The organism is Solibacillus sp. FSL R5-0449 (genome assembly GCF_037975215.1).
In the GTDB taxonomy this organism is placed as follows: Bacteria; Bacillota; Bacilli; order Bacillales_A; family Planococcaceae; genus Solibacillus.
The window spans coordinates 2,789,835-2,814,744 of sequence record NZ_CP150239.1 but is presented as its reverse complement, the minus strand read 5'-3'; the positions used below and the strand labels follow the sequence as shown (position 1 = coordinate 2,814,744).

31 protein-coding genes are annotated in these 24,910 nt (G+C 35.4%); 23 read left to right on the top strand and 8 right to left on the bottom strand.

The window, feature by feature from the left end:
- Positions 1–104: 104 nt before the first annotated feature.
- The 3 genes from MKY27_RS14145 to MKY27_RS14135 are packed head-to-tail and all read left to right on the top strand — an operon-like array spanning position 105 to position 1,466.
- A complete protein-coding gene (locus tag MKY27_RS14145; RefSeq protein ID WP_339195907.1) occupies positions 105–599 on the top strand; it encodes an RNA polymerase sigma factor in 495 nt (164 codons plus the stop codon).
- Positions 596–1,144, top strand: a complete 549-nt coding sequence (locus MKY27_RS14140) for a zf-HC2 domain-containing protein (protein ID WP_339195906.1) — start codon at positions 596–598, stop codon at positions 1,142–1,144. Before MKY27_RS14145 ends, MKY27_RS14140 begins: the two co-directional genes overlap by 4 nt.
- Before the next feature lies 1 nt (position 1,145).
- Entirely contained in the window at positions 1,146–1,466 is a 321-nt protein-coding gene (locus MKY27_RS14135; RefSeq protein WP_339173246.1) for a hypothetical protein, read from the top strand.
- A gap of 143 nt (positions 1,467–1,609) precedes the next feature.
- Here MKY27_RS14135 and MKY27_RS14130 read toward each other — a convergent pair whose 3' ends face one another.
- Both MKY27_RS14130 and MKY27_RS14125 read right to left on the bottom strand, forming a co-directional pair.
- The gene (locus MKY27_RS14130; RefSeq protein ID WP_339195905.1) at positions 1,610–2,614 is read right to left on the bottom strand and encodes a VanZ family protein; all 1,005 of its coding nucleotides are present in this window, start codon (positions 2,612–2,614) and stop codon (positions 1,610–1,612) included.
- Between the two features lie 115 nt (positions 2,615–2,729).
- Positions 2,730–3,071, bottom strand: a complete 342-nt coding sequence (locus tag MKY27_RS14125; protein ID WP_339195904.1) for a helix-turn-helix domain-containing protein — start codon at positions 3,069–3,071, stop codon at positions 2,730–2,732.
- Positions 3,072–3,176: 105 nt separating this feature from the next.
- On the opposite strand from MKY27_RS14125, the gene MKY27_RS14120 reads away from it, so the two are divergent.
- Both MKY27_RS14120 and MKY27_RS14115 read left to right on the top strand, forming a co-directional pair.
- On the top strand, positions 3,177–3,560 hold the full coding sequence (locus tag MKY27_RS14120; protein ID WP_339195903.1) for a RidA family protein: 384 nt from the start codon (positions 3,177–3,179) through the stop codon (positions 3,558–3,560).
- A gap of 82 nt (positions 3,561–3,642) precedes the next feature.
- Complete coding sequence (locus tag MKY27_RS14115; protein ID WP_339195901.1) at positions 3,643–3,858, top strand: hypothetical protein; 216 nt, start codon at positions 3,643–3,645, stop codon at positions 3,856–3,858.
- Positions 3,859–4,298: 440 nt separating this feature from the next.
- Here the strand turns inward: MKY27_RS14115 and MKY27_RS14110 are convergent, their stop codons facing one another.
- Positions 4,299–5,273 carry an Abi family protein gene (locus MKY27_RS14110; RefSeq protein ID WP_339195900.1) on the bottom strand — a complete coding sequence of 325 codons (975 nt, stop codon included), beginning with the start codon at positions 5,271–5,273 and terminating at the stop codon, positions 4,299–4,301.
- Between the two features lie 519 nt (positions 5,274–5,792).
- On the opposite strand from MKY27_RS14110, the gene MKY27_RS14105 reads away from it, so the two are divergent.
- The 3 genes from MKY27_RS14105 to MKY27_RS14095 all read left to right on the top strand — a co-directional run bounded on the left by MKY27_RS14105 (position 5,793) and on the right by MKY27_RS14095 (position 8,143).
- On the top strand, positions 5,793–6,257 hold the full coding sequence (locus MKY27_RS14105; RefSeq protein ID WP_339195899.1) for a hypothetical protein: 465 nt from the start codon (positions 5,793–5,795) through the stop codon (positions 6,255–6,257).
- Between the two features lie 283 nt (positions 6,258–6,540).
- Positions 6,541–7,050, top strand: a complete 510-nt coding sequence (locus MKY27_RS14100; protein WP_339195898.1) for a sigma-70 family RNA polymerase sigma factor — start codon at positions 6,541–6,543, stop codon at positions 7,048–7,050.
- Positions 7,037–8,143: a hypothetical protein gene (locus MKY27_RS14095; RefSeq protein ID WP_339195897.1), complete on the top strand. Its 1,107-nt coding sequence runs from the start codon at positions 7,037–7,039 to the stop codon at positions 8,141–8,143. Before MKY27_RS14100 ends, MKY27_RS14095 begins: the two co-directional genes overlap by 14 nt.
- Positions 8,144–8,284: 141 nt before the next feature.
- Here the strand turns inward: MKY27_RS14095 and MKY27_RS14090 are convergent, their stop codons facing one another.
- The 3 genes from MKY27_RS14090 to MKY27_RS14080 all read right to left on the bottom strand — a co-directional run bounded on the left by MKY27_RS14090 (position 8,285) and on the right by MKY27_RS14080 (position 10,332).
- Complete coding sequence (locus MKY27_RS14090; protein ID WP_339195896.1) at positions 8,285–8,935, bottom strand: LysE family transporter; 651 nt, start codon at positions 8,933–8,935, stop codon at positions 8,285–8,287.
- A 208-nt stretch (positions 8,936–9,143) separates the two neighbouring features.
- On the bottom strand, positions 9,144–9,782 hold the full coding sequence (locus tag MKY27_RS14085) for a GGDEF domain-containing protein (RefSeq protein ID WP_339195894.1): 639 nt from the start codon (positions 9,780–9,782) through the stop codon (positions 9,144–9,146).
- 76 nt (positions 9,783–9,858) lie between these two features.
- On the bottom strand, positions 9,859–10,332 hold the full coding sequence (locus MKY27_RS14080; protein ID WP_339195893.1) for a DUF2062 domain-containing protein: 474 nt from the start codon (positions 10,330–10,332) through the stop codon (positions 9,859–9,861).
- Between the two features lie 256 nt (positions 10,333–10,588).
- Between MKY27_RS14080 and MKY27_RS14075 the strand changes: the two genes are divergently transcribed.
- The 4 genes from MKY27_RS14075 (at position 10,589) to MKY27_RS14060 (ending at position 14,614) form a co-directional block, all read left to right on the top strand.
- Positions 10,589–10,846, top strand: coding sequence for a UDP-glucose 6-dehydrogenase (locus MKY27_RS14075; protein ID WP_339195892.1), 258 nt, complete (start codon positions 10,589–10,591; stop codon positions 10,844–10,846).
- Between the two features lie 293 nt (positions 10,847–11,139).
- Positions 11,140–12,660, top strand: coding sequence for an AbgT family transporter (locus MKY27_RS14070; RefSeq protein WP_339173218.1), 1,521 nt, complete (start codon positions 11,140–11,142; stop codon positions 12,658–12,660).
- A 69-nt stretch (positions 12,661–12,729) separates the two neighbouring features.
- Positions 12,730–13,923 carry an amidohydrolase gene (locus tag MKY27_RS14065; protein WP_339195891.1) on the top strand — a complete coding sequence of 398 codons (1,194 nt, stop codon included), beginning with the start codon at positions 12,730–12,732 and terminating at the stop codon, positions 13,921–13,923.
- Between the two features lie 538 nt (positions 13,924–14,461).
- A complete protein-coding gene (locus MKY27_RS14060) occupies positions 14,462–14,614 on the top strand; it encodes a YrzI family small protein (RefSeq protein ID WP_339173212.1) in 153 nt (50 codons plus the stop codon).
- A 272-nt stretch (positions 14,615–14,886) separates the two neighbouring features.
- On the opposite strand, the gene MKY27_RS14055 is transcribed toward MKY27_RS14060, so the two are convergent.
- Together MKY27_RS14055 and xerA are read right to left on the bottom strand one after the other, a co-directional pair.
- Complete coding sequence (locus MKY27_RS14055) at positions 14,887–15,177, bottom strand: hypothetical protein (protein ID WP_339173209.1); 291 nt, start codon at positions 15,175–15,177, stop codon at positions 14,887–14,889.
- A gap of 127 nt (positions 15,178–15,304) precedes the next feature.
- On the bottom strand, positions 15,305–16,147 hold the full coding sequence (xerA, locus tag MKY27_RS14050; protein ID WP_339173206.1) for a site-specific tyrosine recombinase/integron integrase: 843 nt from the start codon (positions 16,145–16,147) through the stop codon (positions 15,305–15,307).
- A gap of 134 nt (positions 16,148–16,281) precedes the next feature.
- Between xerA and MKY27_RS14045 the strand changes: the two genes are divergently transcribed.
- The 11 genes from MKY27_RS14045 to MKY27_RS13995 all read left to right on the top strand — a co-directional run bounded on the left by MKY27_RS14045 (position 16,282) and on the right by MKY27_RS13995 (position 24,377).
- On the top strand, positions 16,282–16,689 hold the full coding sequence (locus MKY27_RS14045; protein ID WP_339195890.1) for a hypothetical protein: 408 nt from the start codon (positions 16,282–16,284) through the stop codon (positions 16,687–16,689).
- 428 nt (positions 16,690–17,117) lie between these two features.
- The gene (locus MKY27_RS14040) at positions 17,118–17,645 is read left to right on the top strand and encodes an amino acid oxidase (protein ID WP_339195888.1); all 528 of its coding nucleotides are present in this window, start codon (positions 17,118–17,120) and stop codon (positions 17,643–17,645) included.
- Positions 17,646–17,775: 130 nt separating this feature from the next.
- Positions 17,776–18,327, top strand: a complete 552-nt coding sequence (locus MKY27_RS14035; RefSeq protein WP_339195886.1) for a hypothetical protein — start codon at positions 17,776–17,778, stop codon at positions 18,325–18,327.
- 440 nt (positions 18,328–18,767) lie between these two features.
- Positions 18,768–19,112 (top strand): hypothetical protein, encoded by a 345-nt coding sequence (locus MKY27_RS14030; RefSeq protein ID WP_339195884.1) that lies wholly within the window; start codon positions 18,768–18,770, stop codon positions 19,110–19,112.
- The gene (locus tag MKY27_RS14025; protein WP_339195882.1) at positions 19,090–19,614 is read left to right on the top strand and encodes a hypothetical protein; all 525 of its coding nucleotides are present in this window, start codon (positions 19,090–19,092) and stop codon (positions 19,612–19,614) included. The genes MKY27_RS14030 and MKY27_RS14025 overlap by 23 nt, the downstream gene beginning before the upstream one ends.
- A gap of 184 nt (positions 19,615–19,798) precedes the next feature.
- Positions 19,799–19,933 carry a hypothetical protein gene (locus MKY27_RS14020; RefSeq protein WP_339195881.1) on the top strand — a complete coding sequence of 45 codons (135 nt, stop codon included), beginning with the start codon at positions 19,799–19,801 and terminating at the stop codon, positions 19,931–19,933.
- 511 nt (positions 19,934–20,444) lie between these two features.
- Positions 20,445–21,722, top strand: coding sequence for an IS110 family transposase (locus MKY27_RS14015; protein WP_339194687.1), 1,278 nt, complete (start codon positions 20,445–20,447; stop codon positions 21,720–21,722).
- Positions 21,723–22,130: 408 nt separating this feature from the next.
- The gene (locus MKY27_RS14010; protein WP_339195879.1) at positions 22,131–22,496 is read left to right on the top strand and encodes a hypothetical protein; all 366 of its coding nucleotides are present in this window, start codon (positions 22,131–22,133) and stop codon (positions 22,494–22,496) included.
- A 39-nt stretch (positions 22,497–22,535) separates the two neighbouring features.
- Positions 22,536–22,901 (top strand): hypothetical protein, encoded by a 366-nt coding sequence (locus MKY27_RS14005; RefSeq protein ID WP_339195877.1) that lies wholly within the window; start codon positions 22,536–22,538, stop codon positions 22,899–22,901.
- A gap of 125 nt (positions 22,902–23,026) precedes the next feature.
- Complete coding sequence (locus MKY27_RS14000; RefSeq protein ID WP_339195876.1) at positions 23,027–23,611, top strand: sigma-70 family RNA polymerase sigma factor; 585 nt, start codon at positions 23,027–23,029, stop codon at positions 23,609–23,611.
- Positions 23,604–24,377, top strand: coding sequence for a polyphosphate kinase (locus MKY27_RS13995; RefSeq protein WP_339195874.1), 774 nt, complete (start codon positions 23,604–23,606; stop codon positions 24,375–24,377). The genes MKY27_RS14000 and MKY27_RS13995 overlap by 8 nt, the downstream gene beginning before the upstream one ends.
- Positions 24,378–24,910: the final 533 nt, after the last annotated feature.

Here is a 24,910-nt window from a genome sequence, read left to right as displayed (position 1 = left end):
AAGAAATCTACGGAAAACTGGTTACAAAATATTTTAAAATAATTTGTAACGAAATAGAGAGTCGTGGTATTAATACTACGAACAACAAGAAAGTGAGGGCAGTTATGAACAAGCTAGAGGAACAATATGAACAAATTCATCCAAAACTCTATGCGTTTTTTTTATCCAAGACAGGAAATCGGATGACTGCTCAAGATCTTTGCCACGATACCTTTTATGAGGCCTGTAAAAGCATTGGTTCCTTTAATGGACATTCCACTTTGTCGACATGGATATTCTCGATTGCGGGGAATTTACTGAAAAAATATTACCGGAAAAACAAGTATCAGCAAAGCTTAATGCAAAAACTCGCAACTCTTCCAGAGACTGAAATGCTATCACTGGAAGAATTAGCAGAAGTTAATGAAGATACAAGAATACTTTTACATCATATTTCAAAACTGGATGATGCCTCAAGGGAAATTGTATTGCTGCGCATATATGGAGAACTGAGCTTTGCAGAAATTGGTGATTTAATTGGTAAATCAGAAAACTATGCGCGGGTGACGTTTCACCGGCTGAAATTAAAGATACAAAAATTAATGGAGGTGACTTTATGACCAAGGAATGTCCGATTATTCAAGATCTTTTCCCTTTATATGAGGAAGATCTGCTTCAGCTGGAGACAAAACAATTTGTCGAGGAACACTTGAAAAGTTGCCAAGAGTGCCGCCAGATGGCTGAACAATCTCAAATTCCGCTGCCTGTTGAGGTAGAACATGGCGGTGGCACTAAAAAAATGATTCGGAAAATTACACTGAAGCTGACAACAATCCAGATTTTCTTTGTTGCGGTTGCCTTTATCTTGGCGATGGGGACGACCGTGATGAATAACAAGAGTGGATTTATTCTGACCTATGCCTTACTGGGCGCGGTTACCTATTTATTTTACCGTTCAATTCTTATCGCCGTTCTGCTTGCGGGGATACCGAATTTTATATGGAACTGTCTGTTGTATATGACGGATTGGTTTGGAGAATTTTATGGGGGAAACTTTTTAGAGGCTATTTCGATCGTACTCACAGCCGTGATTGTCCATTTAATCATAACGTTTATCGGAATTGTTATCGGCTTTTGCATTCTTAAAGTAAGAGAGGAAAATTAATATGAAAAAGAAAATACTATATAGTGTAATTGCTGTTTTGTTAATTGGTGTGCTAGTGTACGCTTACATGCAAATAAGCGGAAATACAGTGCATAAACAAAGAGCAAAAGAAAGCCTGGAAACATTTTTGCAAGAAACTTATCCAGAGATGGACTATGAGATTAAACAGGTAGGATACGGTTGGACGGATGTCACGTATGAGTTTGAAGTGGTGAGAAAGGACTCCCTGGCAGTTGAAACTACTTATACGTTTTATGTTTCCGGTATGGAGCCTTATGAAGTGTTCAGCGATACAATTCGTGAAACGAGCATCAACGAATGAGGTAGGGGTAGTATCCATTTTCACCGCTAATATTGAAACGAGTAGTTTGCAGAAAAATAAAGGCTGATAGAAAATTTTAATCTGCACCCCCTTGGTTAGACCCATTTAACAAGGAGGTGCAGTTTTTCTATGGCTAGAATATGTTAAAATAACGATTTAATCTTTTCTTTTAAACTATTAATCACCTTCTGCCCCGCATTTTCCTCTGTAAGTATGACATCCCATATCAAAGCATGTGTAATCGGATTCGCATATTCACTGTTTACCTTGATTGTTAAATCATCCACTTCATGAAGAGGGACTTCAAATGTCTCTACGCCATTTTCGCCACTTGTAGCGGATAACCCGACTGAATAAATTACTTCTCCACCGCTGATGAATTCAACTTCAATATTCTTTGTGCTTGTAGTGTTTAATACATCGTCAGGGAGTGCCACATAACCTGTCATATATTTATACTGACCATCCAAACGATACACGAATTCACTGTCTTTCGTAGTCTCCCGATCCATTAAATTAATCTGGGGAGCTACTTCATTTTGACCAACTGTAAACGGGGACAAGTTTTCAATCCACTGAATCGATCCATCTTCTTGCTTCAGATTATTGAGGGCCACCGTTTCTCCTTCGCCTTTTTCTAAATATTGATTCATCCCACCGACGATGATTATTGTTCCAAGCGCTAGCACAATGGAAACCAGTACGATTTTGATAATTCCTCTAAGGTTATCTCGGTTATCCTTGACGAGTCGCTGTGCGGCATAACCTACAGCAGCACCAATTGTATTGATGATAATGTCATTAATATCAAAAGAGCCTAAATGTGTCAGCATTTGAATCGTTTCAAGCAATGTGATCGACACAACAAAACCGATGATAAAGCGTTTAAAACTACAACGAAACAGGAGGGGAATGACCACGCCAAAAGGGATGAATGCTAAAAAATTCCCGTACTCGAAAAACCAGATTTGAAAGGCTTTTCCCATTGGATAGTGCAATGCAATGCCTTCTGGGATGAGGTTGTAACGTAAGCTGGAGTCAGTTCCGAGTAGCCCTCTATTAAAACCAAGGTATAAAAAATAGAGGATCAGCGCTGTATAGATTGCTAACAGCACCATTGTGAGTTTACGTAAATTTACTTGTTTCATAAAATGTCCTTTCTTTTTGTTCATCTACAATTTCAACAGCAAATAAAAGAACGAATTTCATTACTAGAAATTCGTTCTGTCCTTTAAAAACTATAGTATGAAACGCATAAAAATTCTAACTATTTTTTTGATTTTTTAATCCCCAATCACATAACTGCTCCAAAGCCGGTAAAAGGGTTTGGGCTTTAGGGGTAAGGCTGTACTCTACTTTAGGGGGAATTTGCGGATATTCTTTTCGTACAATTATTCCGTCTGCTTCCAATTCTTTAAGCTGTGAACTTAATATTTTGAAGGTAATCGTCCCTAATTTTCTTTGCAATTCATTAAAACGTACGGTTTCGTTTTCAGCCAATATATAAATAATGAGCATTTTCCACTTGCCGCCAATAATTGATAATGTATAGCCAAAAGGTGTCTCCCGAACGTTGCCTTTCTCTACATAGTCAGACATCCCCATATTTACACTATCCTTTCTGATAGTACCTTTCAAAAAAGTGCGTACTATTTTTTTATATACGACTATTTTATATTTAACCTATTCTCAAGTAAAGGAATGGTAAAAATGAAAAAAATTAAAACCGTCAACCACGATCTTTGGGATCATGGTATTTCTCAAGGGTTCAGTGTAGATGGAACCGTCTATATTTCCGGGCAGTTTTCACATGATTCGGAAGGGGCCTTTGTCGGTGACGGAGATATTGAAGCGCAAACTCGGCAAACGCTGGCCAATCTAGACCGTGTATTAGAAGGGTTTAATATTACGAGATCGAACCTTGCTTATTTAGAAATTTATTTAACGAATGCGCTAGAGGATACAGGGCCGGCGATCGAAATTTTCAAGGAATATATGGGGGAGCATCGCCCAGCCGGCAGCCTAATCGGAGTAAACCATTTGGCGTCACCTGAGCAATTAATCGAAATTAGCGCGATTGCATATACGGAATAGTGGAGTAAATTAGCTCGATATAAACCCTTGGTACAGCAAACAAGTTCTCTGTATCAAGGGAACATTGAAATCATAGGGAGTTGTGAACGTAATTAAAGGCAAAAAGAAGTTCAGATTGTGGACGATTATTAAAACAATTTTATTAGCTGCAGTAGCAGTGGCGGTTCTTTGGGTCATTTACAGTAAGATAATGACCGCGTATGAACAAAGAAAATACCCGGCAATCGGGGAATTCGTCGAAGTAGACGGTAAAAAGATGCACGTTTATACAAAGGGCCAAGGAGACAATACAATATAAAAACTAATAAATTAGTCGTGCTGGAAGGGCAGCATTATTTACATTGGACGCATTATAAGGAAATGAGCGAATACTTGAATGAATTTGTAGAGGGGTTAAAGTAGATATAAATGAAGGAAATAGGGCAGTTAGAATTACAATACATCTTATTTGTATGGACATGAATCAATGGTAAAAGAAGTAGTGGATGAACTGTTGAAGCGTGGAGGCAGTTACGTTGAGTTACTCGTATTGTAGATACGTTTATCAGAAACCATGAAAAAGGAAAGAATTAACGAGAACGGATTTATAGGAGGAGAAGTAAATTAAAAAGAAAATATAAAATCATAATTAAAAGAGAGCCAGACGCATCCAGCTCCCTTAAGTGCAAGCCGAAGCTATACACCGCAATTAGTTGTATTTTATGATACTACAAGTAATATTATACGTAAAGTATTTACTCAGATATAATTAGATAATTTATTGATTTTTTTCTTGAAGTCTGAACCCATAATAGAAGTGTGTATAGGGACAGGGATTCCATCACGTAATTGTTCAGATTCATTATGGAAATTTTTAATGATTTTCTTGAGTTCTGTTTTAGTAACACCTAATTTTTTTAACAAGAAAATAACCAAGATGAAGTAATCTATAATATTATCAAAATTAATATTATCAATATTGGTTTCACTCTGTAAATATTCCTTTAGTCTTGAGGGTGGGTTAGTTTTCTTAAATCTACAATCAAATACAACCGAATTATGCGCTACGGCATTGCGCAATTCTTTAATTAAGAAGATAATATCTTCAACAATTCTGCCGTTTTGATTATGTGAGGTAGTATGAAGATTTAAGTCTTCAGTAATTTTAATTCGAGTATCTATATTTAAGCATTGTAAGAAGAATCCGAATACACCTAAGTTAATTACTTCAAATATAGCCCACAGAGGCATTTGTTGATTCGTGTGAAAGAAATGTTGAATAACCGGGACTTTATCGGAATAATTATAGCTGATGGCTTCGTTAATTTTATTTCTAAGTTCTAAGCGCTTTTTCATTTTATCACGATATTTGCTATTGCCTGTATTTTCACTTTTATAATCATTTAAGAGATTAGTGAAAACATGTTCAAAGTCAACAGGACCTAAATTAATCAATGTATTTAAAGTATAGTTTTTAATGGCAGTTTCTATAAACATAATATTTGGGTAAAAAATTGTTTTTAAATTAGAATCAAATTGATAGACCGCTACAACTTCATCAAACTTAGTATAAGAAATTTTATTTTCTGATTGACCGATAAAGCGGTAACCTTTAAAACCGTGATAATAGCCCATATTAAGCAAGTCTTTTTTATTCTTGCTACCATTTATTTCAATGCTATGAGTATCTCTCAAATGTCTCATTAGCCCATTTACTGTTTTTCCACGAACCATTTAATTCACTCCAATATTTTAAATATTTCTTTTGTTACCATGTTACTAATCTATCAGTTAATGCATGATTATACGTACGTAAATCAATAAAATCAAACATTGCATTTTGTAATATTGTCTAAACTCATTATATAATTAATTTTGAAAAAACTCACATAGAGTAATAAATGATTTTAACAAAATATAGGGAATTATGAAGAAGATAAAGTATTTACGTAGAAATTGAAACTTTTAGAGAATAGGTACAGTGACTGGAATAAATATTTTGACAATTTAATTTAATCTGATAAGTTCCAAAAAAATAAAATAGATAATAACGAACCGGGTGTACAAACAATTTTAATAAATCATTTATGCACCCGGGCTACATTATTGATTTAATCTTCCTACATAATATATAAGTATTCAACTTTTGGACAAGATAAAGCTTGTAACGCTTAGTTAATTTAAGATCATATTTAGAATTTGTTGTTCCGACCAATGAATTTAAAAGACTTGGAATTTTTGGGGGGGAAATGTATGAGTAATAAGCAGTTGGTTTTAGATGAAATTAAGCAAGCGCAACAACTATTGTCTGATAAAGCAAGTATTGAAAATAACTTAAACGAACTTAGAAAGCCAGTCCCAATTTCATTCATGAAATTATTATTAGTAAGCACCTTAACGATAATTTTATTAGTAGTAGCTGGTTTTGAAGATGACATAATATTTTATATAAGTTCTGTGGTCATCATCTCGACGTTTATTTACTTATTTCGTACAAGTGAAAAGTTAACAATTCGAAAGTTGGAAAACAATAAACACCAAATCAATGAATTGAATCAGATAGCAACGGAACTCAACCATAATTTAAAAACACTCAATATAGGTCCGAATTATTTAAATCCAACCGTTCTGGACAAATTTGAAAGTTATGTACTAAACAATCTTGCAGATACATTAAAGGATTGTGCGATTGAATATACGAGAGAATGTGAGCAATAACAACAAGTGGCAGAGTTAAGAAAAATCCAGGCGAAACAGGAAGAATTACCAATTGAATTCAGCCGAATTAAATGAAAGAATGAATCGTTTGAAATGGAAGACTTTAGAAGAAGGATGAAGATAGAATAAAGTATTTTAACATATAATTATTATGCAAAGCATGTTTTGATAATCCTTCAAAACATGCTTTTTTGATGAATAGGTTAAAATATTTCCAATAAATTGAACAATTTTATAAAAAGTAAGCGTCTAAGTAGTAAAGGATAAAGGAGGTGCATGTTCGTTGGATCTGAATGTTGAACAAATCATAGAACGATATGGTGAATATTTATATCATCTTAATTATTTATATATGAAAGATTATCAGCTTGCAGAAGAAGTTACACAAGACGTAATAATGAAGTTTTTATTACATAAAGACAACTACCGGAAAGACGCTTCCTTGAAAACATATCTAACTCGAATTGCTATTAATTGTTGCCATGATGAGCTTAGGAGGAAAAAGAGAAACGCTATTATTTCAAAGTTTTGGCCTATCCGTAAAGACGAGCTTTCCGTGGAGCAAAGGTATATTTCCACTGAAGAACAGTCCACATTAAAACAAATTGTTTTTTCCTTACCACTTCATTATCGAGAGGTGATTATCCTGTTTTATTATGAGGAATTTAGTGTTCCTGAAATATCAAGTTTCTTAAAAATATCACAAAATACCGTTCGTACTAGGATTCGCCGAGCAAGAGAGTTATTAAGAACCAATCAGGACTTGGGGGAGATATTTTATGAAGGACTTTAAAGACAGGTTACAGGATGAATTACGAAGAGATGCACCCTTTACTAAAGAGATACAACGGAGAATCGCGCAACCTAAAACAAGAAAAAAGAGTAACTGGCAAGTCCTAACAGTAACAATTGCTGCTTGTTTGATGATTGTTTTGCTATTTTCTATGGAGCCTTTTCAAGAAAGTAATTTACAAACAGCTAGTGAAAATAATGAATTGCTTCCCATTATCGATGATATTTCATCTTTGGAGGTAATTAACCCACAATACGCGGAATTACTAGGGGAACAATGGATGCTACACTTTTTGCCAATGGTTATCGATAAGAAAGCATCAATTACTTATGGAGATTATGTTGCCTTTTATGGATCTGAAGGGCTAATAGTTTCAACTGTTTTAGGTTTAGAAAATGATACCGTAACAATGAATCACGGTCAGGTACTAGTGGATAATCAGGCATTAAAAATACATGGTTTAAATAAAGAAGTAACTAATGAGGAAGATCCATTTAACAATCCATATTTATTCCATAATAAAGGAACAAAACAAGAACCGTTTATCAATAAATCAATTTCTACGAAAGAAGATGAAGTTGTTGTTTATCAACATAATGATGGGCACTCCATTTTAAAAATTAATAAAGGAAATTTAGTAGGAAAGATTAGTGGCTTCCAAAACTTTGAGTTATCTTTTGAACTAACTGAACAAGAGCAACGAGTTTTTGATGGCTTTAAAACAGATTACGATGTGAACCGGTTAAAAGATGTAACACCTCAAGCGATTACTAAAATGTTTTTATTAAGTGATATTGAAAAAGATTATCGAACATATGAAGCATTGTTCACAACAAATGTTAATACTGAAACAGACAGTGTCCGAAGATATTATGAGAAAACAAAAATAGTACGTCAGAAGTTGTTAACAGAGGAAGTGAACAGACTTATAATTGCACGATTGTTCGATGGTTTAGAAAACGCAGAATTTGAGCAGTTAACAGATACACAAGGGGTTATTAAATATATTTCTTATGAAGGCCCAACAGAATTAAAAATGGAGAAGAATGATCAAGGAATTTGGCAGCCAGCATTTGGTAGAGGAATATACTAACTATAATTTTTGAACTCACTTTAACGTTTGTTGAGTGAGTTTTTTTAAGCGTTAAACCGGTAACAAAATGAGTATCCCTCGTAAATTAGTAGCTTTCTTCTCCACGTTTCTCTTCTATTATGTAAATCAACCAACGTACGCTTATGTATTACCTAACACTTCCACTACTAAAAACCGAACAGAATTCACTACATCTACACTGACTGCCCATTCTTTTGCGAAATAAGCAGCAAAGCCAAACAATGCGATGCCTGCCGCGATGGATACGATGTACTCTGCTTTTGGCGTCATAAAGCGGCGAAAGAAGCTTGTAATACCCGCCAAAAGAACATCGTGTAATGCGATGCCTAGCAAAATGGAAAGGGAAACGAAGACAAGGCTCATTTCGGTATTATTACTAGCTCCAGCAATAGACGTTCCTAATACAGAAAGCCAAAATACAATATTGCCGGGATTTAACCCGATCATTAGGCCACTTCTGAAAATTTTAAATAGCGATTCTGTCTTTGCCTCGCATTCCTTTGATAATGATGCGCGGCATTTTATGGATTGCCAGCCTAGCTGTGTGAGGAAAATAGCGCCTAGCAGCCATAAATAAGTTTTAAATCGGTTAAGCACATCGATCAGTCCTAAATTTAATGCGAATAACATACATATATCAACAGTGATTGCCCCAATGCCGACCATCCATGCATACCAAAAGCCATTTTGCAGTCCCTGTTTAGTCATTTCGATTGAGATCGCCCCGATAGGTAAAGCAATTATAAAACCTAAAAGTATATATTGAATCATGCTCCGTATATCCCTCGCAAATTAGTAGTGATTTATTCCTTGTTTTTAACATTATAGTGTCAGGAACTTTAATTTTTAGAGAAATACAAAAAACTTGAAAATAATGCCTCAAACAAAGGAAAATTCTCTCAAAATCTAGCGATAAAAAAAGACCCTTAAAAAAGGGTCAGATTTCAAGAAGGTGACAACATTCCTTGTCTAAGCAGCATCAATGCTCCTTCTTATCTTTATACATATAAGCATCCGCCTCTTGCACAAGCTTCTGAAAGCTCTTTCCGTGCTGAGGGTAAAGGGAATAGCCGACAGATGCCTCGACATTTGGAAAGTTCTCGGCATTTCTCAATGTGATGGCTTGCTGGAGTTCTTTGACATAGTCGTCGGCTGTATTTTCTTGCATATTGTCTACGAGCACGACGAATTCATCGCCGCCCCATCTTGCCACTAAATCATGTTTCCCGACAAATGTCGTTAGTGCGGTAGCCACTTGTATAAGCAGTTCATCGCCTTTTTGATGACCGAACTCATCGTTTACTTCTTTAAATTTATTTAAATCGAGCATGATGACCCCTAATGATTGTTTCTTTAAATCACTTATCTTCGTAGCCTTGTGAAAGTATTCTTCGACAGTCCGTCGGTTATACGTACCGGTTAGCGGATCTCTTTCTGACAGGTATTTGACCTTATCAAATTGCTTGCCGGCCCACCAGGCGATACTGAGGAAAATGGCTGTTAAAACGAAAAATGTCCAATAGAAGGGCAAGCCTAAATACTGATGATAGTAGAAATAACGCAATATATTAAATAAGAGACCGATTCCTGTTGCTAATATTCTTCCCCTGTAGGGCATTTGATCACCTTGCTTATCTCATTATTGTAAAAAGTAATTTTATAATATTCCCGAAATTCTGCCAAGTAAGCGAGAATTACCGAATTTTATTTAAAATCCTTACCCGGTACGTCTTGAACATGATATAGATCATGATGTATAGGAGAATCGAGGAGATGACGATATTGCACATAGCCCCTGCTAAAAAGGTGTATCCGCTCGAATGGGAATTCACTATTCCGGTATACGTATGTTCGATTGCATCTATGTATTCTACTTCATCGACTTCATCTACTTTTGGTGTTCGGTCGAGGAGTAAGCTGCCGACCTTGTAATTTAAAAAGAATAGCAGCGGCCAAATGAAAGTACCGAGGACACCCCCGACAAGTGCGGAAACGGTATTTGCCTTCATGAGTCTTGCCATCCCGACGGAAAGAACGGGGCCGAGTCCGAATGTCGGGAGCCAGCTAGGGATAAAGCCAATCGTTACCCCTGACGCCACTTGATGTGGACCAGATTTAAGCCGAAAGAGCCGGATTAAATTATATTTGATGACGCGTGTTATTTTCATAGATGACTATCCTCTCTAAGTACTTCGTCATAACCGTAAATCAGTCTTTACACATATATTATACCGAAATTACCGGTTTTGGATTTCATTTTTCTGAATAATTATATTAATAGAGATTTTTTTTACTGATTCATGATTCATTTTACATAAATGGGGTAATGGTTAGAAGACGTATAAATACAGTTGGTTAAAAACAGCTGAAGCAAGCGATCAAAGGGTGACATCACGATACTAAACAGAAAAGGGGATATGGACTATGCTACAACTATTTTTTAACGACAATCATTTAATTTCAATTACGGGGGATCAGGATATTTTAGCAAAAGTACCTGACAACTATAAGCATTACGATTTAATTAACATCCGAAGTGAATCGGTTAATACGGAACATTTAGTCGAGGCATTCGAATTTGCTATGCGCAAAAAAGATCCTGGGGCAGTACATGCAGCGGCCTACTACGCGAAATTGAAAAACATGTACGTTCAGAAAAAACGTGCACTTTCTAAAAACTAACTTACTAGTGTGAGCCTATTAAAAGAGTATTCGCTTTTACATAGGAACAGCACTACAAAATATGAAGTGGAAAGCATGGGAACATGGCACACCGGATGTGCCATGGTATCGCCAGGCTTTTTTTATTTGGGGAAAAATACTCATCCAGGAAAAAGCTTAAAACCCAAATTACTCCTAAAATATACAAAATTACTATATAAATATAAAGAAAAATCTAAAAATTTGCATAATTTATTGCTATCTCCTATTTAATTTGTTATTGTATAAAACATTAACTTCTAGGGGGATACTTTATGGAAAGTAAAGTTGGTAAGAAAAAAATGGTTGATAGGTTTCTAGACGGAATTGAACGAGCGGGGAATAAGCTTCCCGATCCGGTCACATTATTCGTCATTTTAGCGTTCTTTGTACTGGCGCTATCACTTGTTCTATCAAAACTTGGGGTTTCTGCTGTAAAGCCGGGAACGGATGAAACGATTGAAGTAATCAATCTATTGAATCGTGAAGGACTTATTCAAATCGTGACAAACATGGTAAGTAACTTTACGAGCTTTGCGCCACTAGGAATCGTGGTCGTGACGATGATCGGTATTGGGGTAGCTGAAAACAGTGGATTAATATCGGCATTAATGAAAAAGACCGTGTTAAGTGCTCCGAAAAAAATCATCTTACCTGTTATTTTACTGACAGGTCTTGTCGGGAATGTTGCAGCAGACGCAGCCTTCATTATTTTACCTCCAATTGCCGCAATGATTTTCATGAGTGTTGGAAGAAATCCGTTAGTCGGATTAATCGCCACCTATGCCGCAATTGCCGGAGGGTTTAGTGCAAACCTTATTATTTCGTCATTAGACGTATTATTACTGGGCATTACACAAACATCAGCCCAATTGGTTGATCCTACATATACTGGACTTGCAACGATGAACTACTACTTCCTGATCGTTTCGACATTTATATTAGTTGTTGTCGCAACTTGGGTAACAGGTAAATTCGTAGAACCTCGCTTTGGAAAATACAGCGGGAAAATTGAAGTTGCTGAACCACTTACAGCCTTAGAAAACAAAGGTCTTCGCTGGGCAGGGGTTGTAACGTTAGCGTACATCATCTTAATGGCGATTTTAGTTGTACCGGAATCAGGTCTACTGCGTAATCCGGAAGATAACGGCTTTTTAAATTCACCGTTTATGACGGGGATCGTACCGATTATGCTATTCTTCTTCTTACTACCGGGCTTAACATACGGTATCGTGACGAAGAAAGTAAAATCGGACCGCGATGTAGCGGAACAAATGTTTAAATCAATCGGTGACCTTTCTTCATTCATCGTATTGGCATTCGTTGCAGCACAAATGATTGCTTACTTCGGATGGAGTAATATCGGACCGATCTTAGCGATTAAAGGCGCAGAGTTTTTACAAAATATGAACTTCACAGGCGCACCGATGTTTATCGGGTTCATCATTATTTGTGCATTCATCAACTTACTGATTGCAAGTGCATCGGCTAAATGGGCATTACTTGCTCCGATTTTTGTACCGATGTTCATGTACTTAAACTACTCACCGGCTGTAACACAAATGGCGTACCGTGTAGGGGATTCAATTACGAACCCAATCACACCAATGCTTGCATATTTTGCGATTTTACTAGCATTTGCTCGACGCTACGATAAAAATATCGGAATCGGTACATTAATCTCGGCGTTACTGCCTTACTCAGTATTCTTCGCGATTATGTGGATTATTTTATTCGCAGTATGGTTCTTACTTGGCCTGCCATTAGGACCTGGCGATGGCATTTTCTTAAAATAAGATTCCCGGGTTTGAGGGAATAACGAGTTATTCAAACAACAGACAACTTAGAAATTGGGGATGGAAAACATGACAAATGTATTTGACATACTAGAACAGCATTATGATGAAATGGTAGCGATTCGCCGTTACCTGCACGAAAATCCGGAGCTTTCACATGAAGAAGTGGAAACACCAAAATATATTGCAGAATACCATCGTGCACTTGGACATGAAGTACGTGAAGGTGTAGGGGGACGCGGGGTAGTTGCTACATTACGAGGTGGGAAACCTGGTAAAACGGTTGCGTTACGTGCGGATTTCGATGCACTGGCAATCCAGGAGCAAAATGATGTTCCTTATAAATCGAAGGTAGATGGCCGAATGCATGCATGTGGTCATGACGGACATACGGCATCACTGCTTGTATTGGCTAAAGCGCTGAACAAGATCCAAGATGAGATTGAGGGGAATGTCGTGTTCATCCATCAATTCGGTGAAGAAATTGCACCGGGTGGAGCGACTGCGATGATTGAAGATGGCTGCCTGGACGGGGTGGATGTAATTTTCGGTCAGCATTTATGGGCACCGGTCGAGCAGGGGAAAATCGCTGTTTGTGAAGGGCCATTAATGGCTGCAGCAGATGCTTTCTACATTACGATTAAAGGCAAGGGCGGACACGGGGCAAAACCACAGGAAACGAAAGATTCGATTTATATCGGTTCCCAGTTTGTTGTAAATGCTCAGCAAATTTTAGGGCGCCGTATTAGTCCAGTAAAACCGGCTGTTGTTTCGGTTTGTCACTTTGAAGCATTAAATCCATTCAACGTAATTGCCGATTCGGTAAAAATTAAAGGGACAGTTCGAGTGTTTGATGAAGAAACACGTGACCAAATTGAGCGTGAGCTGGAAGATGTGCTGAAGGCGGCATGTTTAGTGATGAAGGCTGATTATGATTACGATTATGTGCGTGGCTATTCGGCTGTTATTAATGACCGTGAGACAACAAAGTTCTTCATCGAGCAGGCGAAAGAAACACCAGGTGTTGAAGAAGTAGTCATTTGTGAGCCGGAAATGGGCGGAGAGGACTTTGCCTATTATTTAGAAAAAGTACCGGGCACATTTTACTTCACAGGTGCACGCGATCCTGAAAAAGAAGAAGCGTACCCGCACCACCATCCGAAGTTCGATATCGACGAACGTGCGCTTCTCGTAGCTGCAAACACACTTGCGAAGGCGACATTGGAGTATTTAAAGAAACATTCGGTAAGTAGCGTTATATAAGGCAATGAAGGGACATAACATAGTTCTGTGTTATGTCCTTTTTTGAGGCTTAACAATAAGTAGGAACAAATTCGTAGCTACTTCATATACTAAAAAAGTGTGCTGGTACTTTGCGTCTTACACGTTTAGGGATGCAACAATAGGGGCATCAATAGAGTGGAAAGAATGTTGTTAATTCAACATTTATATACTTTTTTTAATAAGTTTTTACTTAATTTTGAAAATTTGCAAAAAGATGTTTACAAACAAAGTGTGAGGGAATATACTTACACAGTAATCAAAAAAAATTCTAAGGAGGTCGAAGAACATGATCGTTATCAATAAATTAATGTCACTAGATATTACAACTTCAATGAAAACAAAAATCACACATTCGACCAGACTGGAATGGATTGCTTAAACTCTTTAATTGATTAAGTATGCCCATACCGCAGGGAGAAGTGTGCCCCTGCGGTATTTTTATGCCTTTTTTTAACCGCAGGGGAAGTCTCTCTGCGGTTTTTTCCATTTTCAGGGCACTTTAAGGAGGTGATAATCCATGGTACTAAACTTTTTTACACTTTCAATCGCTATTTCAAAGCGGGAGCGTGAAATCTCTCGTGAGCAAGCACTACATGAAGAAAAAGTAAAACGTATTTTTGAAGAGAACAAGCGAAAAGTAGAAGATTACACACGTCATCGTCATTACTAATTTAGTTATTTAAAAACAGTGAAAGGTGGAATTGGAATGATTTATATGAGTAAGAGAAGGTATGCAGCTTTATGGTTGGAGAAGGATTCCACCTAGCTACGAATAAAACTGTTGATGTTGATACTTAGGTAAAGTGAAGGTATAGCTTTAAAAAAAGAATCCATTTTGAAAGATTGATCAAAATGGATTCTTCTATATTAGATATAAGTTAAAATGGGAACGCTCCATTCAAAGTTTGGACTAAATTTGTCTGATTGAAAAATATCTTTTACTCACGCAAAGTTTGCACCAAACCAGAAAAAGAAAATCACCACACCTACATTTAAGAAAGTAAATACGGCAGCTATACTAGGAATCAATTTCCGTTCGTCCTTAGATGTAAGTGTTAAAACACCGAGTAAGACAGACACGAGATTCCCTGCCAATATAAGAAAAATTATACTCCCTGTCAGCTTTTCTTTTGTGGCTATTCCAATTGGCTCTAATAAAATCATAAGAACCGTAACGATCACACTAACGGTTAAATAAACATAGCTTTTCCAAGAATGATATCTCGTTTTCAAAAATTCTCCCTCCACATGCTTTTTTGAATTAAAATGAATGTCATCTGAGTGTTATATAAAATGGCCCTATGACGGAAAGAAGCGAAATTTTATATACTGCACTTCTAGGATTGCTTAAATTTTAATTTCAAAAGTATTTACTATAGTAATCCTGTCTTATTTTACCGCTTAGCTGTGCATAAATCTTTGTCGTCTCACTCTTTTCGTGCCCAAGTAGACTTTGGATGACATCGATTGGCGCACCGTTATTAATCATATGTGTTGCATAGCTGTGTCGTAACTGATGCGGATGTATACACTTTTTTATTCCAGCCCGATTTGATACGCGCTTAATAATATATCTCAAGTTATCAATGCTCATCCGCCTTTTAGGTTTCCTGTTCGTAATAAATAAACAAGGATCTTCATCATCTCGTTCGTCTAAATATCTTTTTAACCAAATAGCGCAGCGAGTATTAAAGTATACTTCTCTTTCTTTATCACCTTTCCCTTGTACAATGACCGAATTTGTTCGGAAATCAATATCATGTCGATCTATTTTTACGACTTCCCCAATACGGCAGCCGGTCGAATACATAAACTCAAATAGCGCATTTTCCATCGTTGTTTGGCAAGCTTCCCTTAAATGTTCAATCTCTAATTCTGATAGAAACTTAGGAATTCTTTTTCCTAATTTCGGCTCTTTCAATTTAGCGGCAGGATTTTTTGGAATATATCCCTCTTCATGTGACCATCTAAATAGTGATTTCACAAATCGAATCCTATGCCCTAAACTAGAAGGCTTCAAGTGTTTTCCTGTATGTAGTAAGTATTCTTTTAATTTTTCTGTACTAAATCCATTCATATCAATATCACCAAAAAACCGCAATAAAAGATTGTATTGAAAAGAATATGTTTTTAATGTAAGTGTTGAATACCCCTCGATTTTTTTATCTTGTTGATAATTTTTCCACGCTTCGGATAATAACATTTCTTTCACTCTCCCACATAGGTTAAAACTAGTAATCTAAATTCTAGTATGTACAGAGTGAGAGTTTTTCATACAGAGATTCCCCAAAGAAATTGAGTATAATGTTTATAGGTTATCCAATCGGGAGGGAAGTAATGAAAAAAATAATTAATTTTGATTTTACAAATGGTACTACAGTTAGTGAAGATGATGTAAGTTTTTATTTCAATGTATTAAATGACGATGCCTTGTTTATTCAATTTGTAAGAATATACTTTGAAGAAGTTGAGAAAAAATTATATGTTTTGTTTGATATAAAAAATAAATTTGAACACAATATTCTCATTAAATTTGGAAGAGACGAAAATGAAGATGGTGAAACACTTGAGTCATTAGAAGTTCCGTCAATCCTTATCAAAAAAAATGAATTAAAACAAAATGTTATAGGTTATAACCATCTAGGAGATCTTGAGCGTTCTCTATTTATAGAGATTAAAGTATTTAATGAAGCTCAAACTGAAATTGTCAGACATTTAGGTTTTAATATAAAATTCTTTACCTAATAATAGTAAATTTTTTATTAGTGTGTTGAAGCATTTTAATAAAGTTTAATTAAAAGTGAATTGCAAACGCTGATTTATACAGAAAGAAACAAACTGTTTTGAAACAAAGTTTGATCAAAACAGTTTGTTCTTTGTTTATCGAGTTTGTTTTTTATAAAAATGTTTACTTATTTCGGGATGAGAATATTCAATTAAAGCGCCCAGATTGTGGAATAAGGGTTCGTCATATTCGTGTGGTCTACTACCTTACATAAAAAAGAAGCACAAATACGATTTTGAGTACAGGACTAGAAAATTATGTTACCAAACGTCGCTTTGGGAAGGTTTTTATTTTCAACTATCATAGTAATTCACTCAAACAGCAGCAACTATTTAAAATCACTCCTAAATGGTAATATAAGGGGATATGTTATTTAGGAGGTGTCACGATGAGATTAAGTATGAGATTAAGTATGATTTTAAGTATTATATCTATTTTTTTCTTACTAACTCTAAGTGCTTGTTCAAGTAATGAAGTTAAATATGATGGAGAACCTTTAAAAATTGCTGTAATTGGTGATATTCCAGAATTAAATAACAAAAACATTCATTTTGAGTCAATTTCACTAGATAAATTTAGCGAAGATGCAACACAGATTTCAACAAATTTTGATGCTGTTATGATAACACCAGTGATATTTGAAGAAGCATCTGATGATAGATTTGTTGATGTTTATAGTGATTCTGAAATGCCGATTATTTTTTTTGATTCACCAAAAAGGCATTTTCCATTCATAAGAGCAGGGGCTACCTATGAAACGGCTCGTTGGGAATCTTTAAATAATGGCTCTCATACGACAATTTATCTATCCGATATAGATGCAGATAGAGAAGATGTTTGGTATTTCTATTTAAAAGATGAAAAAGAGTTAGATGACCTTTACAAAGAGATTTTTCAAATGGTTGAAACGTTATAAAGCTAAATTTTATTTAGTTAGGATTATTAAAAATATGCAAAATAAGTCTAAATAACGTTCCCAAATGCCACTTAGGGAATATTATCAAATAAGATATACTTAATGAAATTACAGTAAGGAGATTACACATATGATTTTAAAAAGGGGTGTAACAGGTTTTACTGGTGGAGATTTATCACTTGAACGAGATTTGGAAGCGTATAGCACTGAATTTAAAAAATGCTGCTATTCGTATGTTCAGCAAATAAGCGGTCGCGTTTTGGCGTGGTATGAGCCAGACATTGATGTACATTATGCTCACGCTTATGTAGAAGTTGATGAAGAAACCTTTTATATTTTTTATAACCATATGTATGACTATATAGCATTTGGTTATTTTATAGGTGAACGTCGAACGAGTAACTTATATTTTATGGATTATCCTTCTTTACAATCCTTGTTTGAAAAGCACTATGAGGTACTAACAGTGTATCAGCTAGAAGAGCCATTGGTGCGTCAGGCTAAAGATAGCGGAAAAATCATTTTAAATACCGATGACGCTAATGAAATGGTTAATAGAGAGCATTATTGTGATAATTATATTCTTTTGAATGAAAATGAGCTAAATGATGTTGAACTTCACTATGTAAATTATTTTTGGTCACGTACAGTTGGAGATTTAGTATTTAATTATTGGGATTAATAACATATACATAAATTAACTTAATAACGTTCCCAAACGCAAGTTTGGGGACGCAAAAAAAACAGACAAACGTTATTAACTGTAGCAACGTTTGTCTGTTTTTTTATGGAACATTGTTTATACGCTATTTTATGCAAGTCTCCTAAACCCTTGATATAAGGGCTTTTTGCTTACTGGGTATGATCTTTAATTTGCATAAAAACTTGTATAGCCATTCTTTTATCGTTATAAATCTGCATCTTTTTTTTACACTCCCCCAAAAAAATGTTGCTCCACAATATGGCCCGATTGTGGAATAACGAATGCTATTATAAGGTTATGTTTAGTAATACTCCCAAACGTCGGTTTGGACTTCTTTGTTCTGACTAACATACAGTTTTGTTGATAGAAGGAGTAACAAAGATGATGTCGAAATTACTTAATAAAACGGGGGGGTGTTTTTGAAAGTGAAGCATATCTGTTTTTTTATTCTTATCTTAGCGTCATTTTTTAGTACGGGTTGTACAAACAATGAATTAGAAGAAAATGAAATCGATACCAAGGTTAGAAATGCCGTATTGGATTATATTGAACAAGAGAGTTGGAATACTGAATTTTATAAGATAAATGAATGGAGAAATGCGTCGGTGGAAAAAATCAAGACTGATGATAGCTACAAAAATATAGATAATTCATATATTGGTAAAGAAATTTTTGTAGTTACGATAGTAGATGCACTTTCTGCACCCCTTATATTTGTAGACCCAGAAACATTAAATGTAATTGGAATTATGCCTGGAGAATAAGCGTTTAAAATATCCCCAAACAGCGGTTTGGGGACGTTATAATTTAATTAACGAACTAATTGATAAAGGGGAGGATTCATTGCACCCAATAGAAATTATTCAATTGTTGATTGCCAGTGGAATTTTAGTTTTTATTTTGTTCATTTCTTTTATTTTTAAAGGAAAAAGGAGAAAAAGGATTCAGGGGTTGGCTCTTTTATTTTTAGTGTCTTTTGGCATCATTTATTTTGTACGTCCATATTGGACAGATATACAAATTGAAAAGAAAGTAAGTTATATACAGTTGCATTTGGAGAAAAAGTATCCTGGAGAAACGTGGGAATTTCGAACAGTGCCTCATCGTGAAGATGGTTATGAATCTTCGAATCCATATTTTATTGGTGTCATATTTGATAATGAACCACAAGTGGAATATCAATATTTCGCTCGTAATAAATATGATATTACCCAACAAGGGTTTATTAAATCTGATTCAAAAAGTAATTTATTACATTTAGAATAAAAATTACTATGTTATTTTGAAGCCCACTCTTTCCGTATTTCCAAATTTAACTAAACATACATTTTTAACAAGCATTCCTTTAAACATTTCCAAACTTCGCTGTGGTCGCTTTTTTTAAAATAAACCATGAGGAGATTGAATAATAACTCAAAATTACTGATAATAAACTAAAAGGAGTGTTTAAATGGAGTTAGTGTTTATTCGTCACGGTGAAGGAGAACATACATTAGATATACCTAACAGCCTACATATAGAAAATCCTTCATTAACTGCTAAAGGAATTGAACAAGCAAAACTTTTAAAAATCAAATTTATTTAAACAATAAAGATATTATTTTTATAAGCCCTATTAGAAGAACGTTAGAAACAGCATTCATTTGGAGTGAAGATATAGATTGTCGTAAGATTGTAAGCCCATTAGTGTCTCCTAGAATATTTCCCATTCGTCCGAGATGTAGCACATTACCTTGTGATAAAAATACGGGTTAACTTTTATTCAAAACAACATTGAGCACTGAGTTAACAAGAAAAAATGTAAATGTGTATTTTTTATGAGTATAAAGTAATCTATTTAAATCATGTCATATAATTTGAATTTATATAACACATATTCTTTTAGGCATAAAAAATAATCTAAGTGGAATTTTTTGTTATGCTACTTATGAAGGTTCTGGCCAGAAACTCTTCCAAGCATAGTTATTAAGATATCATAATAAGGAGCATTCCTGTTAGAAGGATTTTCAGGGACTTGAAAACAAAAAAGCCCTCCTGTATGATGCTTGAGTATCAACGACTAAATTGACTCATTCATCTACGAGAGGACTATCTTAATGAATTCTAATACGAACCATAAAATTAATCAAGTTTCTGAAAATACACTCGTAATCGGCATTGACATTGCGAAGCACAAACATTTTGCCTGTGCTATTGATGATCGAGGCCGAGTGCTCCAAAAATCATTTCCTATTGCGCAGTCACGCATTGGATTTGAAAGCTTTTATGAGCGACTGCTTACGTTAAAAGATACCCATGAAAAACAGGAAATTCTAGTTGGTTTTGAGCCAACAGGACACTACTGGATGAACTTGGCGGCCTTTCTGACAAGCTACGGAATTCCATTCGTAATGGTCAACCCGATGCACGTCAATCGTTCCAAGGAGTTGGATGACAACCTTCAAACGAAGAATGACCAAAAAGACGCACTTGTCATCGCTCGCCTTATGCGCGACGGTCGCTTCAGCTATCCTCGATTTCTCGAAGGAATCGAAGCCGAGTTACGAAATGGTGCGACATTACGAACGAAAATCCAAGAAGATTTAAATGCCCTACAAAATCGCTTGATTCGTTGGTTAGATCGCTTCTTCCCGGAGTTTACACAAGTATTTAAAAGCTTCGGGAAAATGGCGTATGCGGTGCTCGAAATGACACCACTACCATCGGATATCAAAGGGAAAGCACCCGAAGAGCTACTATTCTTATACCGCCAGGTAGAAGGGATGAAAAGTCCCCAGCTACCAAAGGCAAAGCAATTAGTCGAGGTTTCGCAGAATTCAATCGGACTGACAGAAGGTTTAGTGATGGCCAAACTTGAAATCGCCACACTCCTTTCTCAAATGAAATTAATGCAAGCTCAGCTCGACGAATTAACGGCTCAATTAATCGAGCTTGCGAAACAAATGACGGATTATGAGTATTTGGCATCGGTACCGGGAATCGGGGACGTCACAATTGTCGATTTACTGTCAGAGGTTGGTTCTCTCACACAATATGCGCATCCACGCCAATTAATCAAACTAGCGGGACTCACATTGCGTGAAAACTCTTCTGGTCAGCAAAAGGGACAAAAACGGATTTCCAAACGAGGAAGACGCAAACTTCGCGCCCTCCTATTCCGAGTGATGATGCCGGTCATCTTGCATAATCCAGCCTTTAAGCAACTTCATGAATATTACACAACACGTACTAAAAACCCACTCCGCAAGAAGCAATCCATCGTTCTGCTTTGTGGGAAGTTACTAAAAGTTTTACATGCCTTGTGCAAAAAGAAAACCATGTTTAACGAACATCAAATGATAACCGATTTCGCCAGTCTTCAAACGGCTGCCTAAGCGTCACCACCGGAAGTCAAGACAAGAGGATGACACGGAGAAGCCGGCATTATTTATCCCATTCGACCGTTGAGTCATAGTCAAATGAGTCCCCTGAGGAGCATCGCCAGCCTCTGCCTTATGAATAGACCGAACGAAGGAATGTACGCGCACCAGACGCCTAGAGATATGGGAGGGTCCGTCATCATAAGCAACGCAGAGATCCAAAAGTGCATCGATATATCGCACAGGATCAGGAGAATTATTACCAGTTAATGGTTTCTCCTTTAGCGAAGCTTACAGTCAATATGTAAGAAAAATCAAGAATTACAAAATAACGATAGATGTACGAGTCGAAAAAAATATTTTTTGACGCTGAAAAATGGCGCAAGCCATTGATACATCAACATTTATAGAGGGAGGAAGAAAATGAAAAAAATACTAGGAGGATTAGTAGTTACCAGTGTTCTAGTAACGGGGCTATTTACGACTGCCTCAACTACATCCGCTGCTCCATTGAATAATTATAGTGAAAAGTCAGTTGAAACTGTTCAAAGTTCTTCAACTCCAGTCGTGAGCAAATTTGTACGAATCCCATGGAAATTTAATATGCCCACAACCTATATCTACGATGATGGAATGTTTAGAGGGACACTGAAACTTGTAGGAGCATATTATGATGATCATGACCCTTCAGATGAATACCCTAATGAAGCACTTGGTGGATGGTATGAGGGGTATGTTTCTTGCTATAAGAATTGTGCAATAGCAAATAGTATTGCTGATGAAAAATAGTAAATATTATTTTTTATAAAAAGGAGATGCTCCATTAATATGAAAATGACAAAAGCATTTAAGATGTTGGGGGCTTTTTTAATAATTTCACTATGTTTATTTACTAATACAAATTTCGCATCTGCTAATACATATAAGGAAAGTATAGGTTTCGTAGAAGAAGATACACTTTCTCAACAATCCACTTATACTACTAGATATGTAGAGGTTAATTCAACTTTTTGGGGACAACCACCCGTTCCATACTCTGTTGAATATAATAAAGGCGGTTACTCAGGAACTTTAACATATATATCACATGAAGCGGATTCTAGAAATCCAAAAAAGTTATATATAAAATATGGCGGTTATGTTAGATGCGAAGGAGTTTGTATGGCACCAAGTTCATTGCAAGAAAATGAATAACCTCGCTAATTTGATAAAAGCTCAATTTGTTTTTTAACAAATTGAGCTTTTTTTAGTAAATAAATGCAATATTTTTTTTGTTTGTAACGTCTTATATATAGAACTAATGATAGGGAGGGGTAATTTTGGCAAGTAAGGAGGGATTTCTCATAGATATTAGAACTGATTCATTTGAACATATAAAATCAAACCCAATTGAAGCAATTGAAGACATTATGGATACCTATGGTGATGACGTAAAAAAATTCGTATATACATATATGAATAATGAAGCAGATGCTGATGATGTAACACAAGAAGTATTTGTGACCGTATATTTGAAGATTGATTCATTTAAGGGGGATTCATCTCTTAAAAGCTGGATCTATTCGATTGCTGCAAACAAGTGTAAAGATTACATAAGAAGGCATCGTTTACGCCCTGTAAACTTAATTCAGCGACTAACCCAGCAAGAATCTAATAAATCTCGAACAATTGATATAGCAGAAGAGTACATTCAAAAGACAGCAAAAGATGGACTCTTTGAAAAAATTATGGAACTACCAATTAAATACCGAGAAGTTATAATTCTTTATTATTACAAAGAATTGTCTATAAAAGAAATCAGCTTCATCTTAAAAGAAAAGGAAAGCACACTTCAAACGCGGATGCTAAGAGCAAGAAAAAAATTACGAGACCTGTTAGTTAAAGGAGGTATAATAATTGGATAAACATCTTAAAGAACTAAATTATGAGAAGAATTTAAAGACTTCATTTACAAAAGAAAATAAAAGAATGGTATTAGATAAGATTCATAAAGTAGAACAAAATCGAAAAACGAAGCCACATTACTTTCAAAACGCACTTGCAGTTGTATTAACTGGAGCAGTATTATTTTTGGGCATTACTTTTATCAGTAATAATGATGTTGTTTTAGAAAATGCCTCCGAAACAAATCAATCAGAAAATCAGTTAGGCAATAATCAAAATGATGAAGGTTCGATAGCCGTCCCCGACAATGATAAGGAACAGGAAAAGAAAGAATTAGTAGTCGGGGGGAAATACTCCTTATGGGACGCAGAGACTTTAAGTAAACGTGACCCTGACACTGATAAAGTTATTTACTATGATTATTCAGATCCAAATTATAATCTGTTTGCGGCACACCTTAAAGCAGCAGTAATTACACAGAATTCAATCTATATGGCAGGTGGAATACATGGAGAAGTAGACCATCCTACTTTTATAGAGTATTTAGAAAGCATTATTTTATTTTTAGATAACATTAAACCTGGTGAAGATAAATTACTAGAATTTAAAAAAGCTAAGCAAATAGCTGAACAAGCACTTGAACAAGAGGTAAGCAGGTGGGACCCAATTTTAGATGAACTGCATGAAGTGTTACATGAATTAGATGAATACTATAATGTAAATCCTTTCATAGATGGTAGAACAAGCCATGATGGAATGATAATATTTCCAGAACCAGAGGAATAGCAATGTTCAAATTTGTCCCTAATCATTACTTATATGAACAAAAAGTGGCTCATACATTTGATATGTACGAGCCAAATTTTTTATTGATAAGGTTAACTTTTGTATACTTTATTAATCACATCGGGTTTATTACATATAATTAATGAATTTGAATATATGTAGAAATGCTATAAATTTGAAAAATAATTGGCACTATTCACTATTAAAAGGAATAGTGCCGTTCTTTATGGATGCGTTCTCAAATAGGATTCTAAAGCATTTAAAGACATATTATTTATTATTAATATATGTCACTCTTTGAACGGGCAAAAATCCTCACTCTCTTATACATAAATACTATCCATAGTATCAATAAAAATATAATATAGGGTATTGTTAATAATCCAAAATCTGTTTTTAATAATATAGGAACTATGGTTAGCAAGGTGAAAAATATAGGGAGAAACAGATTCATATTTTTTGATTTTGAAAAAACTTGGAACAGTATTACCAAAACCATTATTCCTAAAGAATATTTTAACATTTAATTGCCT